25 protein-coding genes are annotated in these 13,592 nt (G+C 33.1%); all 25 read left to right on the top strand.

Features of this window, described 5'->3' with window-relative positions; translation table 11 throughout:
• Positions 1–13: 13 nt before the first annotated feature.
• The 25 genes from J2Z80_RS01310 (at position 14) to J2Z80_RS01190 (ending at position 13,537) form a co-directional block, all read left to right on the top strand.
• On the top strand, positions 14–559 hold the full coding sequence (locus J2Z80_RS01310; protein ID WP_209452748.1) for a hypothetical protein: 546 nt from the start codon (positions 14–16) through the stop codon (positions 557–559).
• 47 nt (positions 560–606) lie between these two features.
• Positions 607–1,332, top strand: coding sequence for a hypothetical protein (locus tag J2Z80_RS01305; protein ID WP_209452747.1), 726 nt, complete (start codon positions 607–609; stop codon positions 1,330–1,332).
• Entirely contained in the window at positions 1,329–2,657 is a 1,329-nt protein-coding gene (locus J2Z80_RS01300) for a vWA domain-containing protein (RefSeq protein ID WP_209452746.1), read from the top strand. The genes J2Z80_RS01305 and J2Z80_RS01300 overlap by 4 nt, the downstream gene beginning before the upstream one ends.
• A 251-nt stretch (positions 2,658–2,908) precedes the next feature.
• Positions 2,909–3,286, top strand: coding sequence for a hypothetical protein (locus tag J2Z80_RS01295; RefSeq protein ID WP_209452745.1), 378 nt, complete (start codon positions 2,909–2,911; stop codon positions 3,284–3,286).
• On the top strand, positions 3,286–3,561 hold the full coding sequence (locus J2Z80_RS01290; RefSeq protein WP_209452744.1) for a hypothetical protein: 276 nt from the start codon (positions 3,286–3,288) through the stop codon (positions 3,559–3,561). The genes J2Z80_RS01295 and J2Z80_RS01290 overlap by 1 nt, the downstream gene beginning before the upstream one ends.
• Positions 3,548–4,270 carry a hypothetical protein gene (locus J2Z80_RS01285; RefSeq protein ID WP_209452743.1) on the top strand — a complete coding sequence of 241 codons (723 nt, stop codon included), beginning with the start codon at positions 3,548–3,550 and terminating at the stop codon, positions 4,268–4,270. The genes J2Z80_RS01290 and J2Z80_RS01285 overlap by 14 nt, the downstream gene beginning before the upstream one ends.
• A 629-nt stretch (positions 4,271–4,899) precedes the next feature.
• Positions 4,900–5,046: a hypothetical protein gene (locus tag J2Z80_RS01280; RefSeq protein WP_209452873.1), complete on the top strand. Its 147-nt coding sequence runs from the start codon at positions 4,900–4,902 to the stop codon at positions 5,044–5,046.
• A 46-nt stretch (positions 5,047–5,092) separates the two neighbouring features.
• A complete protein-coding gene (locus J2Z80_RS01275; protein ID WP_209452742.1) occupies positions 5,093–5,365 on the top strand; it encodes a hypothetical protein in 273 nt (90 codons plus the stop codon).
• Positions 5,366–5,529: 164 nt separating this feature from the next.
• Positions 5,530–6,084, top strand: coding sequence for a host-nuclease inhibitor Gam family protein (locus J2Z80_RS01270; protein WP_209452741.1), 555 nt, complete (start codon positions 5,530–5,532; stop codon positions 6,082–6,084).
• Positions 6,085–6,099: 15 nt separating this feature from the next.
• On the top strand, positions 6,100–6,432 hold the full coding sequence (locus tag J2Z80_RS01265; RefSeq protein ID WP_209452740.1) for a hypothetical protein: 333 nt from the start codon (positions 6,100–6,102) through the stop codon (positions 6,430–6,432).
• Between the two features lie 13 nt (positions 6,433–6,445).
• Positions 6,446–6,703, top strand: coding sequence for a hypothetical protein (locus tag J2Z80_RS01260; protein ID WP_209452739.1), 258 nt, complete (start codon positions 6,446–6,448; stop codon positions 6,701–6,703).
• Positions 6,704–6,753: 50 nt separating this feature from the next.
• Complete coding sequence (locus tag J2Z80_RS01255) at positions 6,754–7,824, top strand: recombination directionality factor (RefSeq protein ID WP_209452738.1); 1,071 nt, start codon at positions 6,754–6,756, stop codon at positions 7,822–7,824.
• A 50-nt stretch (positions 7,825–7,874) separates the two neighbouring features.
• Positions 7,875–8,201, top strand: a complete 327-nt coding sequence (locus J2Z80_RS01250; protein ID WP_209452737.1) for a hypothetical protein — start codon at positions 7,875–7,877, stop codon at positions 8,199–8,201.
• A 44-nt stretch (positions 8,202–8,245) separates the two neighbouring features.
• Positions 8,246–8,524, top strand: a complete 279-nt coding sequence (locus J2Z80_RS01245; RefSeq protein WP_209452736.1) for a hypothetical protein — start codon at positions 8,246–8,248, stop codon at positions 8,522–8,524.
• Positions 8,525–8,540: 16 nt separating this feature from the next.
• Entirely contained in the window at positions 8,541–8,729 is a 189-nt protein-coding gene (locus J2Z80_RS01240) for a hypothetical protein (protein ID WP_209452735.1), read from the top strand.
• 21 nt (positions 8,730–8,750) lie between these two features.
• A complete protein-coding gene (locus tag J2Z80_RS01235; RefSeq protein ID WP_209452734.1) occupies positions 8,751–9,143 on the top strand; it encodes a hypothetical protein in 393 nt (130 codons plus the stop codon).
• An 89-nt stretch (positions 9,144–9,232) separates the two neighbouring features.
• On the top strand, positions 9,233–9,529 hold the full coding sequence (locus tag J2Z80_RS01230) for a hypothetical protein (protein WP_209452733.1): 297 nt from the start codon (positions 9,233–9,235) through the stop codon (positions 9,527–9,529).
• 128 nt (positions 9,530–9,657) lie between these two features.
• Positions 9,658–9,951, top strand: coding sequence for a hypothetical protein (locus tag J2Z80_RS01225; RefSeq protein WP_209452732.1), 294 nt, complete (start codon positions 9,658–9,660; stop codon positions 9,949–9,951).
• A 650-nt stretch (positions 9,952–10,601) separates the two neighbouring features.
• On the top strand, positions 10,602–10,787 hold the full coding sequence (locus J2Z80_RS01220) for a hypothetical protein (protein WP_209452731.1): 186 nt from the start codon (positions 10,602–10,604) through the stop codon (positions 10,785–10,787).
• Between the two features lie 91 nt (positions 10,788–10,878).
• A complete protein-coding gene (locus J2Z80_RS01215) occupies positions 10,879–11,340 on the top strand; it encodes a hypothetical protein (RefSeq protein WP_209452730.1) in 462 nt (153 codons plus the stop codon).
• Positions 11,341–11,419: 79 nt separating this feature from the next.
• A complete protein-coding gene (locus J2Z80_RS01210) occupies positions 11,420–11,605 on the top strand; it encodes a hypothetical protein (protein WP_209452729.1) in 186 nt (61 codons plus the stop codon).
• Positions 11,606–11,833: 228 nt separating this feature from the next.
• On the top strand, positions 11,834–12,679 hold the full coding sequence (locus J2Z80_RS01205; protein ID WP_209452728.1) for an ArdC family protein: 846 nt from the start codon (positions 11,834–11,836) through the stop codon (positions 12,677–12,679).
• Positions 12,679–12,876, top strand: a complete 198-nt coding sequence (locus J2Z80_RS01200) for a hypothetical protein (protein WP_209452727.1) — start codon at positions 12,679–12,681, stop codon at positions 12,874–12,876. The genes J2Z80_RS01205 and J2Z80_RS01200 overlap by 1 nt, the downstream gene beginning before the upstream one ends.
• Positions 12,876–13,310, top strand: a complete 435-nt coding sequence (locus J2Z80_RS01195; RefSeq protein ID WP_209452726.1) for a hypothetical protein — start codon at positions 12,876–12,878, stop codon at positions 13,308–13,310. The genes J2Z80_RS01200 and J2Z80_RS01195 overlap by 1 nt, the downstream gene beginning before the upstream one ends.
• Entirely contained in the window at positions 13,310–13,537 is a 228-nt protein-coding gene (locus tag J2Z80_RS01190) for a hypothetical protein (protein WP_209452725.1), read from the top strand. Before J2Z80_RS01195 ends, J2Z80_RS01190 begins: the two co-directional genes overlap by 1 nt.
• Positions 13,538–13,592: the final 55 nt, after the last annotated feature.

Here is a 13,592-nt window from a genome sequence, read left to right as displayed (position 1 = left end):
GAGGAATTTCAAAATGATAATGATTAAACATATTCATTGGGAAAACAAAAATAAAGAACAAGGTGGTATTTTAGGGCTTAAGCGTGATGAAGCAACAAATAAAGTTACAATTGCTTCATTAAGAGGCAATGCTTTGCCAGTCGAATTTTTGTTATCAATTTTAAATGCAGGTTTAAAAGAAGGATGGGAGAAAGAAGCAGAAAAACTGCATTTGTCAAGAAAAAATCCTTGGCTAGTGTCAAGGTATGTCAGTACTTCAGGCGCAGAAGATTATTATTTGACTGTATTGTCAAATCCTGTGTGGAAATACGTATATAATACAGCACATATTCACATTAGCATGTACGGAAAATTAAATGAAGATTTAAATTTGTGGTTAGGTGATATACCGCCACTATTAAATGAAATACTTAAAAATTATAATTCTTCTGAACCTGATTATATATATGCATATACACCTACGCTTAACGAACATGAATTTATACCTCCATCTACACCTTCAGGGCTACTTGAAACAATAGAATCCATAAAAGCACTAAAAACATTAAGTAATAATTAACAGGCAGGTCTACATCCTGCCTTATAGTTTTTTTAAGGAGGATTAAAATGTCCAACAAGGTTATCAAAAAAATTCGTGTTAGATGTTCAGGGCATCTGCACGAAATAGGTTTAAATCAAAAAGGACAATTAATATTTTTTAATCATACAAAAGCTGAAATTAAAGCTGAACAGGCTTTATTCGAACTTGGCGCAGAACCTTGCGGATGCCTGAAGTTTTTATATAAATGGAGAAAAAAACAAGTTAAAAGAAAAGAGCTAAAAGATGAAATAGAAGAAATGAAAAGCAAACATACTGCAAGAATAGTAAACAATATTGTAAATCAACGAATAAGAATAATAAACTTGCAAAATATTAAAAAATATGGACACATTAAAGAATTTCAAAAATTATACATGGAACGTCAAATGAATCTTTCAATAAAGCTTGCTAAAAGAACTTTAAGAAGACAAAAAGCGCAAATTATGCATACTAACATATATACACACTATGATTATCTTCTACGACCTGTTTTTGATATAGAAATAGCATTTGCATATCTTAACAATGTATTTTCCGTTTTACTTCATCATGACTGGTGGAAAATTTATAAAAACTTTAAAGGTGGAGTAATCAAAAATAAATTAATTACTTCCGTTGAAGCACATACAGAAATAAGAGAAAACATTTGTCTGGTTTTGGCAACAGATTTTACTGCTAAAAACAAAACCTATGGTATTGAATTTAAGAAAAATAACAACGAGTGGCAAATTGTAAAGGAGGAATTGCTATGACACTTCCAATGCAGTTACAGGCAGCTCGATTGAAACTTGCAAAGGAGAGACCGTACCTTGCTAGTGCCTTGTGGGCATTGCAGCCAGTGGAATTTAAAAAAGGCACGATGGCGGTTGATATGTACTGGAGACTTTATTATAATCCAAAATATATCGATAAATTGACAATAGATGAATTTTCTGGTGCGCTTTATCACGAAATATGTCATCTTTTAAGGCAGCACAACCAGCGCATGAAAAACTTTCCAAAGAAAATAGCAAATATTGCAGCAGATATTGAAGTGAATAATGATTTAATAGATGAAGGAGTAACTATGCCGAAAGGCATTATAACACGTGAACTTTTTGGTTTGCCTGAAAACTTGCTTGCAGAAGAATACGCTGTTTTGCTTATGCAAATAAAACAAGAACTACGAAAAAAAGACCAGCAAGAACAAGACCATCAAGAACAGGATCAACAAGATTTGCAGGATCAACAAGAACAAGACAAACAAAGTCAACAGCAAATGCAACAACAAGACCATACTTTCAAGCTTCCTCTTCCAGGTGGATTAGGTAACAATGAAAATTCTCCGCTTCCAGGTTCAGGACGGTGCGGTTCATGCGCAACAGGTCAACTTGAAGATTGGGAACTACCTGAAGGAAAAAGTGAACAGCCAGGCATCACAGAAAGCGAAGCAGAACTTATACGCAGAAACGTTGCAGTTGCCATACAACAGGCAAGTATGCAACGTGGCGATGTGCCTGCTCATTTAAAAAGATGGGCAGATAAAAAATTAAAACCTAAAGTGAATTGGAAAAAAGAACTTGCCACTGTTATAAAAAACACTATTTCAAACGTAGCAGGCTGCATTGATTATTCATACAGTAAACCTTCAAGACGTTCTTATAAGGACATTATAATGCCGTCTTTAAGACAGCCTTCTATAAGTGTGGCAGTTGTCGTAGATACATCTGGAAGTGTATCTGACAACATGCTTTCACAGGCATTGGCAGAAATTGATGGAATATTGAAGTCAGTAGGACTTAAAAATGGTGTTCATTATATTGCCTGTGATGCGGAAGTGCATGTCAGTAAAAAGATCACTGATATTAAACAAGCAGAACTTGAAGGCGGTGGAGGAACAGACATGGGAGTTGGCATTAAAGCTGCTATGAGTCTTAAGCCGAGACCAAACGTATGTATAGTCCTGACAGACGGTTATACTCCATGGCCAGATACACCTCCACAAAAAATGAAAGTCATTGCAGGCTTGTTGGATTTAGAAAATGAAACATGGCAAGTACCTTCATGGGCAAAAAAAGTTTTGATAAGGGCAGACTAACTGTCCTTTTAAATTTTTAAAGGAGGAATTAAATTATGACTACATATTGGTGCGATACTGAAGTTGTTTTTATAGGTAAAAATACCAAAAAACTTTATGACGACTGGCAGAAAGCTGATAAGAAAATCAACGAAGGCGATCAACACTAGTTAGGAAGATTGTTTTTATACAAATGCGTTTCCAAAAAATATAGACCATTTTGCAGAAGTTTTATTGAAAACATTCATATAACGTCAAAAAATACTTTACTTATGTCGACTTTAGACGCATGGAAACCTATGATAGATGCATATAACAAAATCGCTGACATGTATAATTTAAACTTCGTTGTAAAGGCGGAAGAACCAGGACATGAAATATATATTAATACTGATATAACAGGTAAATATTTTCCAGAACGTTATATTTTTAAATTTTATTGCAATTCGGATCTTCCTTGGAATTTTCTTGTTGATAAATTAAAATCATTAGATACTCAAATGTACTTTTCAAATTTTACACAAATATCTGAAGTACTTTCTGAATATGGCGTTAATGATGAACAAGATATGGAATATTTTTGCGAATATATACGCAATAAATATCCTGATTATATGATTAATTTTCATAAATACAAGGAGGAACTGTGATGAAAGCAATGGTCATTTGTCAAGGTAAAGTTCATGAAATAGGACTTAATAAAAAAGGACAATTAATTTTTTATAATCATACAAAAGCTGAACTTAAGGCAGAAGGTGCACTAGAAAAGCTTGGCGGAACGCCTTGTAAATGCTATATGATATTGCAAAACTGGCGTAATGGCGGTCCACTACCAACAGAACTATCAGTCGAATACGACAAGGCAGAAGCAAAAAGGATTCAACGCTACATAAAAAGGAGGAAGCAAGAAAATGCAAAAGTTTGAGATCAGTTGTATGCGCAAAAAGCATACAATATTTGTTAATGACAAAGGACAATTAATCTTTTTAAATCATACAAAAGAAGAACTCGAAGCAGAAATAGCACTTATGCAGCTAGGCACAGACAAAATAAGTAAATGTGCAAAAGTGCTATACCAATTAAGAAATCCCAAAAAAGAAACTAAAATAAATTTTGCAAAAGAAGAAATTCCTTTAAAAGAATTTCTTAGCAAAAGACTTCAAATTCATGAAAAAAGAAAAACAAAAAACTATAAGAGTATTAATTTAAAAATTCATTTAGCTAAAAAAATATACAAAAAAATAAACGAAACAATAAAATTTTTGATTTTAAAACAATCTACCTATCGGTTTGCCAATAACCGCTGGGTAGATTCTGAAAATATCGTTACTGTTGTTAACGACAAAACTCCTAATATAGAACAAAGGAGTTGGCGTGTTTGGAGTAGAAATGGCAAATGGTCTGGTAACTCAACGGAAATAACAGTGTCAGTTCCTTTTATACGCTGGTATAAGAACGTGTATCAAAAAGGATTAGCACTTGTAGACGGCATTTTTATATTAGATATTTTGGAAGAAACACCAGACCATTATATAGTCCTTGCAGGGAAAAAAGGTCGTGGATTCACTATAACACCTTGCAAGGCAAAAATAAATAAGACAAATAAAAACCTTAAATGGCTTAAGCAGGTTTAATCACCTGCTTATTTTTTTTGTTATTTTTTCCTTGACAAAATAAAATTTTTGAACATATAATAAGTTAGAATTTCAAGGTTAACCTAGCATAAAAAGCACGATCCTTTCGTTATATATTCCGTTCCACTCTCATTGCGGAAGAAAGGATACGAAAGAGTGGTTGCTAGTGAACTTGGACGGCATCATATCCCTCTGCCGTAAAAAGCGGATATGTATATTTCTTGGAGGAAGGCATAAATGTGTACCACTGCGTGACTTGATATTTTGGTACACAGTGATAAAAGGTGGATAAATAAGGCAACAAGGTATGCGTACATACTTCCAGAATTTTCAAGGTATGCGCATACCTTTTTATATAAGGCATATTCAAAGGCGAAACAGGTTTTTGAATATGCCTTTTTTATTTTTTAAACAAAGGAGAGTGTTAAAAAAATGAAAAAGGAAACTGTAAAGTCTAACAAAAGTATGCTTGAAATTTATAAGTCCATTCGTGGTGACTGGGGCGAATTAAATCCAGTCACACGGATTGCAGGTTCCAAAAAAGCATACAACAGACACAAAGAAAATCAAAAGGTACGTCAACAGATACAGACGTACCTTTACTAATTTCCAAAAAAGGAGGATAAAACATGGCTAATATACAAACAAACTCACAAAAACAAAAACAAACACGGACACAAAATAGCCTTGCTACCTGTCCTGACTGCGGTGCAAAACTTGTTCCAGAATCAGGCTGTATGTACTGCCCGTTTTGTGGCTGGTCACAATGCAAATAAAGTGCGGACTTAATTAGTTTTAAAAAACATGAAAGGAGAAATTGAAATGGATATTGATGAAAAAGTTCTTAATGATTTTTTAGAAGGCAAAATTGACGAAGAATTTATGGATTATGTTAAACTTACACTAAGTTTTGTAGGCATGACAAACCGTCTGAACAATGCTTTCACAGTTGCGGAAGATATGACTTTTAAAAATCCTAAAATTATAAACAAAAAAGTCATAAAAAGCGAATATGATAGCGCATTAATTTTACTTTTACTGTTTGAATTCCTTGATTATAAAAGTTTCAAGAGACAAATTATTGATGAACTTTAAGGCGGACTTAATTAGGTTCGTCTTTTTTTTATTTTTAAAAACATGAAAGGAGAAATTGACATGATTTTCATCAAAATGCCTTTATGGCTTGTGATTAGTCTTGCTTGCCTTGTTATTTATTACGTAGGACATTTAGATGTCCAAAAAGAAAAGGAGGATGTTAAATGATGGAAGATTTTGTTAAACTTGAAGAAGAATTTTTAAAGGATACCGAAAAGCAGTTTACAGACGATAAAGGTATCCATGACGACAACTATGCCGACTGGACAATAAACAAAATCAAAACTTTACAGGCAGAACTAGAAAGAAAAAAAATGTTCGTCGAGAACAAAAAGGCAATGCTCGACGAATGGTACGAAAAAGAAAAGAAAGCAATAGACAACAATATTGCCTTCTACACATCACGCCTTCAACAGTACTTTGACAGTCTCGATCCGAAACTGCTTACTAAAAGCAAGACTCAACTGTCTTACAGCCTGCCTTCAGGCAAGCTTGTTAAGAAGTTTGAAAAGCCTGAATTTAGGCGTGATGACGAAATTTTACTAACGTGGATCGAACAAAATGCGCCTAATTATATAAAAATCAAAAAGGACATAAATTGGGCAGAATTTAAGAAAAAATTGACGGTTGATAAAGGCAAAATTATTTTGACTGATACAGGCGAGGTTGTCGAAGGTATTGGCATTGAGAATAAGCCTGCTGAATTTGAGATTAAATAAAAGGAGTGTTTTTGAATGATAAAAATTGTAACAGAAAAAAGCGTAAAAGATTTTACGCCTTACAGGAAAATAATTTCTATTGAAGGCATAAAAACAAAAGAGGAATTGCCAATAAATTATCTTCAAGGTTATCCTTATTTTTACTTCAATCCACAAAATAACGAAATACTCTTGCGTGATTCAGACGGCAAAAATGCGGGTCTTTATATCAATGATTACATGTTCGAGAGTGTTTTTCAAGAACATCTAAGAACTATAAAAAAATCAATAGAAAGATACAAGAAAATTAAAAAATACAATGCCATGCTTTTAAAAGAATGGCATGGTCAAGAAATATTTGAATTATAAAGGAGGAATTTCTGTGGATAGAGAAGTAGACGAAATTCTTGCTGCGATGAACAACGCAATCGCAGAAAATAACTTTAAAGACTCACTTGAAAGGTTTGAACAGGCAGCATATATGTTGCTGTCAGACTGGGATTCGTTACCAGAAGACAGTGACATAAAAACTATAATATCAGAAAAATACCCGTTCAGAAAAAGTTTTTCAAAAGTTTGTGATGATATTTCGGAATGGGTAGAACACACAATCAATCAAATCAAAGAGAAACAGGTTTAAAAAAGCCTGTTTTTCTTTTTATAAAAAATTTTAAAAGGAGAGATGTAAAAATGATCAAAGGGTTAACAGATAGGATCAAGATTGCAAGATTAGGTAAAATACATTTAGGAGAAAAAAAGACATCAGAAAAAAGCGGAAATTTGTATCCTAGTGCAACAGATTATTTTGTTGTTCATGAGGATGCAAACACACCTAAAGAAATTGCTGAAAAGTTCCATGAAATTTATGGAAATCGTCCAAAAGAACTGAATATTATGTTTCCATTGGACGATCCAGAAAAATTTTTCCCACAGTGGCTTAAACGCTACGCAGGAGGAACATTAGTATGTAAAGGCGACGGAGAAAAAGCTGTTGAAACAGATCCAAAGACAGGAGAAAAAAAAGAGATTGCATGTCTATATAAAAATTGTCCATACTACCAAAAGAAACAATGTAAAGAGGTCGGAAACCTGCAATTCTACATTGCCGAAATACCTGGAGGAGTATTTCAGGTAGACACATCATCATACAACTCAATTTTAGAAGTTAATACAGCAATTAAACTAATAAAATTTCAAAATAACGGACATATTGCCAATATTCCTTTGAAATTAACGTTACGTCCTATGCAGGTTACTGTAAATGGTTATCCTAAAACTATTTACGTTTTAAACTTATATAAGCCTTTGCAAAAGATTAATATAAAGCCTGAAAAAGAACCTGTAAAGAAATTTGTAACAGAAAAAGGTATTGCAGAACCTGAATTACCTTACAGTGATGATGTACCTGAAGATTTGTTTCCGCCTGATGTAGATAATGAATTTGAAGATATGGAAGATCTGCCAGACTTTGAGCCTGTAGATAACATTGATGATCCGTTTGGTGAGACAACAGCAAATGCAAAGTATGGGCAATTAGAAGTTACGGCTATTAAAACTTTGAAAAAAAATGATACAGGTGAGATATTCCATTTCTTAACCTGTATTGATGACAAAGGCGAAAAACACAGCATAACATCACAAGATGACACTGTTAAGCAGCTAACAGGCAAAACTTTGATTGAATACGAACTTGAACCAGCTGACAACCATTTTGAAAAACTAGTGTCATATAAAGTTTTAGAAAACGTGCAGGAAGTCTAATTCCTGCACGTTGCTTTTAAAAAAAATAAATTTTAAGGAGGAATTTTTTTATGTATATAGTCAGAACTTATCTTTCTGAAACTCTTCCAAAACAATATTCAAAAATAGAAGAAATTGCACAAGACTTCCAATTTTTAGAGAAGCCTACTAAAGAAGGCTTTTATCGTGACATTTTCACCAATGATTTGATTGAAGTCAAAAAAGATAAACAAATAAAAATAATACACCATATGTTTATAACTAAAATAAATTGCAGTAGTTTAAAAGCTGTTTATCAAGCTTTTCAATTACGAGAAAAGCCTAACAAGGAAGGTTTTTACAGAGACCTTGAAGACAACCTTATTGAAATTATAAAGGAAGAAATGCAGGAAACCTAACTCCTGCACTTTACTTTTTAAAAAATTTTAAGGAGGAATTTTTTATGATTACAAAACCGAAAATCAAGTACGATGCAGTTTGTCCTGCTTGCGGTTCACTTCACGCTTGCAAGGATTTTGCTTATGTTGGCGGTAAAGGACGTGTGCGTGCCATTTACTGCCATGACTGCGACTCTGTTACGACATTAGACGAGCTTAAAGAAAGATATAAAAAGAGTAAGATACGCAGCTATTTAGAAATAGCAGCGTATCAAATTTTAAAAGATATGCTGACAGTAGAGGAATTTAAACATATCATCAGAACAAACAAAAAAGCCGTCTAAAAAAAGGAGGATTTTTATGAAAAAAATAATTATTGAAGTTGAGAGAGGTCTCGTGACAAATATTTATGCCAATTTTAAGGATGTAAAAGTCCTTGTTTTAGATCATGACACAGATTTGTCCGATCCTGATGGAATATTATCACTCGAAGAATTACAGCATTTTAAGGGAAAAGACAAATTTGTTTCTGTTGATTTTGTTTCATAAATTAGTAAAGGAGGAAAATTCATGACACAGTTAGAACAAGTCCAAAACAAACTTGCTTATGCCTATTCTATGCCTTATCAAAAAATATTACAATACAAAAACAGAATCAGGCAGTTAGAAAAGCAGGAGTTGCTGCTTTTTATGCCTGAATGGAACGATGATAAAGCCTTTAAGTACCTATCAACGTACTTACAAAGACTTTCAAAAAAATACACAGGTCAGAATGTCTGTGCTATTGCATGGACTTCTGGCAATAATAAAAAACTTTCAAATTTACATGATAAGGCAATGGCAAAAGTGGATCGAGCATTTCATGAACATGATCGTAACATGTTTTTTACGGGCTTAATTGAGTTTGATGAGATCATAGAAAAAATTATCGAAGCCTACAATCAGGCTCAAAAAGCATCATAAAAAAATATATAAAGGTGAAAAAGGCACGTAAAAGTCTTTAACAAGGCTTAATACGTGCCTTTAATATTGTGAAGGAAAGGAGAAAAATAATGTTAATAGAATTGTGGGGTTGTGATGTTTGGATAGTTTTTTCAGGACATGCTTTTGATAGAGTTGATGATAGAGATATTGTAATGGAACTGATACCAAATGACATAAAAAGTGCTGAAGATGAATTAGGCAATTTAAAAGTTGGAGATAAATTTGTTATTAAAGATACATTTTCAAACATCACAGTAGTAGGAATAATCAAAAAAAGTGATCTAATAAAAATAATAACAATTGTCGACAAAGGTAAAGATTTTATTGCAAAAAATGTTAGCGACATAATCATAGAATTATCTTGACAAATTTGTTAATAATGCTAAAATATAATTAAGTTAATAGAGAGTATGCATTTGGTCGAAAAAGTGCATACTCTTTTTGTGTTTTATGCACTCTTTCGATAATATAAAAAAGAAAGAGAGTGTTGTTTATGAAACTAATACTTGATCCTGAAGTAAAAGAATTTTTACAAAAAAACAATATGATAACAAAGCAAGACTTAATTAATAAGATGCACCAACTTTTCCCTAAATATCCTGACAAGTATACATTGATTTGCAGTAATGTTATTAAAGAAGATAAAACATATCAAATATTTTACGAAACAAATATTAATAATATCGATATAAACTGTATTGACATTACAGAAAAAACAGATGATAACAAAACTATTAAAGAAATATGTTTAGAAAAAACTAGAAAGCAGAACAAACAGCCAGTATAATTTCTATACTGGCTGTTTTTTTATATTAACAGAACACAAAAATATTATATAATAACATATAAGTCCAATAAGTCTAGTTATGGAATATAACTTATTCTAGAGAATTTTTTTGATTCTTTTCGGTAGCTGTTGTAGGCTTTAATTGCCTGCTTATTTTTTTGCTAATTTTTCCTTGACATTTAAAATTTTTTGAGCATATAATAAGTTAGAATTCAAGGTTAACCTGACATAAAAAGTACGATCCTTTCATTAAAGATTCCGTTCCACTCTCACTGCGGAAGGAAGGATACGAAAGAGTGGTTGTCAGTGTACTTGACGGCATCATATCCCTCTGCCGTAAAAAGCGGATATGTATATTTTGGAGGATTGCATAAGTGTGTACCACTGCCGACCTGATGATTTGGTACACAGTGATAAAAGGTGGATATTGTCTAGAAAGAAAGGTATGTGCATGTATTACCAAATTTTTCAAGGTATGCGCATACCTTTTTCTGCGTTATAATGGACATAATAATAGGCAGGATAACCTGCTTGTATAAAAAAATATAAAGGTGGAAAGGCACGTAAAAAAGCGTGCCATTTTTTATCAAAAAAAATAAAAGGAGGATGATGCCTATGAAAGTGATTGTAACATAGGAGGTTTTTAAAAGTTGAAGAAGCGTACTGTGACGCCTGAACAGGTGCCACATACGTTAAAAGAGCTTCATGAATATTGTACTGCAACGCTCATTGACATGATCTTTGAGCTGTTTGGGTACAATGCCAACGTAATAACGCTAGTATACTGGACTATACTAGCGTTATTGCTTGGAATGAAGCTCTTATATTTAAAATAAAAGGCGAAATGTCAAGCAGGCAATGTCCTGCTACGTCCATTATAACGCAGTAATTTTTAAAAATCAATGAAAAATGAAAGGAGAAATAATTATGCATGGTTTAATTTTTCAGTTGAATGATGAAATCATTGATAAAGACGATTTTTTGACTGAAGAAGAATTATATGACGACTTTGTAGGCATTATTGCTGATTATGTTGATGGCGATATTGACAGAGATGCAGCGATTAGTGAACTTGTTATTTCATTAACGCCTTACGGCATAGTTCATGATCCAACAGAGCAGTCAATTGTCTTTAAGAAAGGTTTTAAAGAAAAATTTTTTAAACCGAGATTAGAAAAACTTAAAAAGCGTATTGCGAATCTTACTCTCAAAGATTTCATTGGCAATTCAAATACACTATTTTTATACGAAATAAAAAATCTAATAGAAGAAAAATATGGGATTTATGTATATACCAATAAATGTTGGGCTACTTTTGACGAATTTGTACGAGAAATGAAAGAAGGACAAAAATACTACTTTGGTTCAGCAATAGATTATCATTTTTAAAGCAAAGAGAGGATTTTTCTCTTTGCTTTAGTTTAAAAGTCAACTATAATTTAAGGAAAAAATGGTGGTGATAAAATTTATGAAACGTCTAAAGAATAAAAACAAAAGAGAAATACTTAAGGAGGATAAAGCATGGCTAAATGCAAATTTGGTAAACTTTCCTGAATTTGATTGGGGTCCCGAAGGACCACCTAAAGGCAGACCCGTTAAATATATTGAAGGTGTTGGAATTGTTGTAGAAGGAGGAAGACCTGATGAGAACTGATTTAAAACCAGGTGATATCCTCCTTATTTTATTGCCTAAACATTCTCCTAGAGGACATGAACAAGAAGAAAAAGACCAGTTATAGTTGTTGCTATACCTAAACTTGTACGTTATCCAGTAGTAATTGCTGTTCCTCTTACTACAGTAGATGGACCGTGGGTGGACAAAAATCCATCTTTATATAAAAGAATACCTAAAAATGGTTAGAACAAAAGGAGGAATTGAATCATGAATAAGGTCTACCAATATGTTACTGACCGTATAATAAAAAAAATGGAACAAGGCATTATACCGTGGAGAAAAGGCTGGAACAGTATTCCAGCCTTAAATTATGTAACAAGAAAACCGTACAGTGGCGTTAACAAGTTGCTTTTGGACGGCGGAGAATACTTGACATTCAATCAAATACAGCAGTTAAAAGGCAAAATCAAAAAAGGCGCAAAGGCAGAGATGGTTGTCTTTTATACGTCATACAAAAAAACAGAAAAAATAAAAGACGTTGAAACTGGAGAGGAAGAAGAAAAAGAAATTTCTATACCTGTATTAAAGTACTATCACGTCTTTAATTTAAAAGACGTAGAAGGCATACCGTCAAAGCTTGAAAAGATCGAACATGATCCTATAAAAGAAGCCGAACAGGTTATATCAGGCTATAAAACATGCCCTGAAATAGTCCATGAAAATCCTGATAAAGCCTGCTATTATCCAGTTAAAGACATTATAAATGTGCCTGAAAAGGGCTTTTTCAGAGATATTAATGAGTATTATTCAACGCTTTTTCACGAAATGGTACATTCAACAGGACATGAAACAAGACTTAAAAGGTTCGGCAATAGTCCTGATGAGCATATGTTCGGCAGTGACAGCTATTCTAAAGAGGAACTTGTTGCAGAGCTTGGTGCTGCCATGTTATGTGAACATGCTGGTATTCTTAATAGGACTATTGAAAATTCTGCTGCGTATCTGCAAAGCTGGATTAAGGTTTTAAAAGATGACATGACGTTAATCGTGCACGCATCAGGCAAGGCACAGAAGGCTGTTGACTATATATTAGGCGTGAAGGAGGAAGAATGATGGAAGAAAAAACGTACGAGTATTGTCCGTGGTGTGGAACAGAATCAGAAATCTCTGCAAACGAGCCTACACCTTGTCCTAATTGCGGTCACATTCTAAATCCTTGTTCAACCTGCTATGACCATTTGGATGGTTATAAGGAATGTGACTGGACTGAAGAAAAAGGATGTTGGAGATTTCCAAAGGAGGAATTGTAATGGCAGTCAGCATAGGAAATTTAGATAAAATGCAAAAAGGCGTAATATATGGTTGCGATGTGTATGATGGCGTATATGATTATGCCATTGTCACAGAAGACAACCTGTTAATATATTTTAACAATTTGGCGGATGGTACATCTATTATAGACTTAGGTACAGGCGAGGAATTGTTTAGATTAGACCATCCACGTTGGTTTAAAAAAATAGTCAGACATTATTTGTCTGAAAAAGAGTTCCGTTCATTGACAACTGGTAGAAAGAGTAGACTTAAAGGCATAATCTACTTGGACTGGGATAATTTTTTAGACTGGGATCACTGCAACTTTGGTGAAGGATACGGAATTAGTTACAGTGATCCTAAAAGTGCGTCAAAACTTTTCAAAAGGTTGCAAAGCACATTTTTACAAAAAAGTGAAAAGGAGGAATTATAATGGCAAAAATAAATTTTGATAAGGAAATTTATGAAGGCTGGACTGTTAGAGATTTTATCAATGAATTAGAACCACAGTTAGACATTATACAGTCAGGTAGAAGCTTTATGAGACCAATCAGAACAAAAGAAGAACTTAAAAAGTGGTGCAAAGACAATCAACCGTACTATAAAAAGTACGTACCTGACGTTGTTAACTACTTTGCGCAAAAATACAACATAAAGTAACAATCAAAAGGTGCAACTAATTAATTTTAGCTGCACCTTTATATTTTTTTAAATA

It is taken from the genome of Thermoanaerobacterium butyriciformans, from assembly GCF_017874545.1.
GTDB classification, from domain to species: domain Bacteria; phylum Bacillota; class Thermoanaerobacteria; order Thermoanaerobacterales; family Thermoanaerobacteraceae; genus Thermoanaerobacterium; species Thermoanaerobacterium butyriciformans.
The sequence above is the reverse complement of the archived record's forward strand: the minus strand, read 5'-3'. Positions and strand labels throughout refer to the sequence as shown.

Bases quoted from the DNA above. Each gene is read 5' to 3' on its own strand.
- J2Z80_RS01310 (WP_209452748.1), top strand. From the start codon at position 14: ATGATAATGATTAAACATATTCATTGGGAAAACAAAAATAAAGAACAA.
- J2Z80_RS01305 (WP_209452747.1), top strand. From the start codon at position 607: ATGTCCAACAAGGTTATCAAAAAAATTCGTGTTAGATGTTCAGGGCAT.
- J2Z80_RS01300 (WP_209452746.1), top strand. From the start codon at position 1,329: ATGACACTTCCAATGCAGTTACAGGCAGCTCGATTGAAACTTGCAAAG.
- J2Z80_RS01295 (WP_209452745.1), top strand. From the start codon at position 2,909: ATGTCGACTTTAGACGCATGGAAACCTATGATAGATGCATATAACAAA.
- J2Z80_RS01290 (WP_209452744.1), top strand. From the start codon at position 3,286: ATGAAAGCAATGGTCATTTGTCAAGGTAAAGTTCATGAAATAGGACTT.
- J2Z80_RS01285 (WP_209452743.1), top strand. From the start codon at position 3,548: ATGCAAAAGTTTGAGATCAGTTGTATGCGCAAAAAGCATACAATATTT.
- J2Z80_RS01280 (WP_209452873.1), top strand. From the start codon at position 4,900: ATGGCTAATATACAAACAAACTCACAAAAACAAAAACAAACACGGACA.
- J2Z80_RS01275 (WP_209452742.1), top strand. From the start codon at position 5,093: ATGGATATTGATGAAAAAGTTCTTAATGATTTTTTAGAAGGCAAAATT.
- J2Z80_RS01270 (WP_209452741.1), top strand. From the start codon at position 5,530: ATGATGGAAGATTTTGTTAAACTTGAAGAAGAATTTTTAAAGGATACC.
- J2Z80_RS01265 (WP_209452740.1), top strand. From the start codon at position 6,100: ATGATAAAAATTGTAACAGAAAAAAGCGTAAAAGATTTTACGCCTTAC.
- J2Z80_RS01255 (WP_209452738.1), top strand. From the start codon at position 6,754: ATGATCAAAGGGTTAACAGATAGGATCAAGATTGCAAGATTAGGTAAA.
- J2Z80_RS01250 (WP_209452737.1), top strand. From the start codon at position 7,875: ATGTATATAGTCAGAACTTATCTTTCTGAAACTCTTCCAAAACAATAT.
- J2Z80_RS01245 (WP_209452736.1), top strand. From the start codon at position 8,246: ATGATTACAAAACCGAAAATCAAGTACGATGCAGTTTGTCCTGCTTGC.
- J2Z80_RS01240 (WP_209452735.1), top strand. From the start codon at position 8,541: ATGAAAAAAATAATTATTGAAGTTGAGAGAGGTCTCGTGACAAATATT.
- J2Z80_RS01235 (WP_209452734.1), top strand. From the start codon at position 8,751: ATGACACAGTTAGAACAAGTCCAAAACAAACTTGCTTATGCCTATTCT.
- J2Z80_RS01230 (WP_209452733.1), top strand. From the start codon at position 9,233: ATGTTAATAGAATTGTGGGGTTGTGATGTTTGGATAGTTTTTTCAGGA.
- J2Z80_RS01225 (WP_209452732.1), top strand. From the start codon at position 9,658: ATGAAACTAATACTTGATCCTGAAGTAAAAGAATTTTTACAAAAAAAC.
- J2Z80_RS01215 (WP_209452730.1), top strand. From the start codon at position 10,879: ATGCATGGTTTAATTTTTCAGTTGAATGATGAAATCATTGATAAAGAC.
- J2Z80_RS01210 (WP_209452729.1), top strand. From the start codon at position 11,420: ATGAAACGTCTAAAGAATAAAAACAAAAGAGAAATACTTAAGGAGGAT.
- J2Z80_RS01205 (WP_209452728.1), top strand. From the start codon at position 11,834: ATGAATAAGGTCTACCAATATGTTACTGACCGTATAATAAAAAAAATG.
- J2Z80_RS01200 (WP_209452727.1), top strand. From the start codon at position 12,679: ATGGAAGAAAAAACGTACGAGTATTGTCCGTGGTGTGGAACAGAATCA.
- J2Z80_RS01195 (WP_209452726.1), top strand. From the start codon at position 12,876: ATGGCAGTCAGCATAGGAAATTTAGATAAAATGCAAAAAGGCGTAATA.
- J2Z80_RS01190 (WP_209452725.1), top strand. From the start codon at position 13,310: ATGGCAAAAATAAATTTTGATAAGGAAATTTATGAAGGCTGGACTGTT.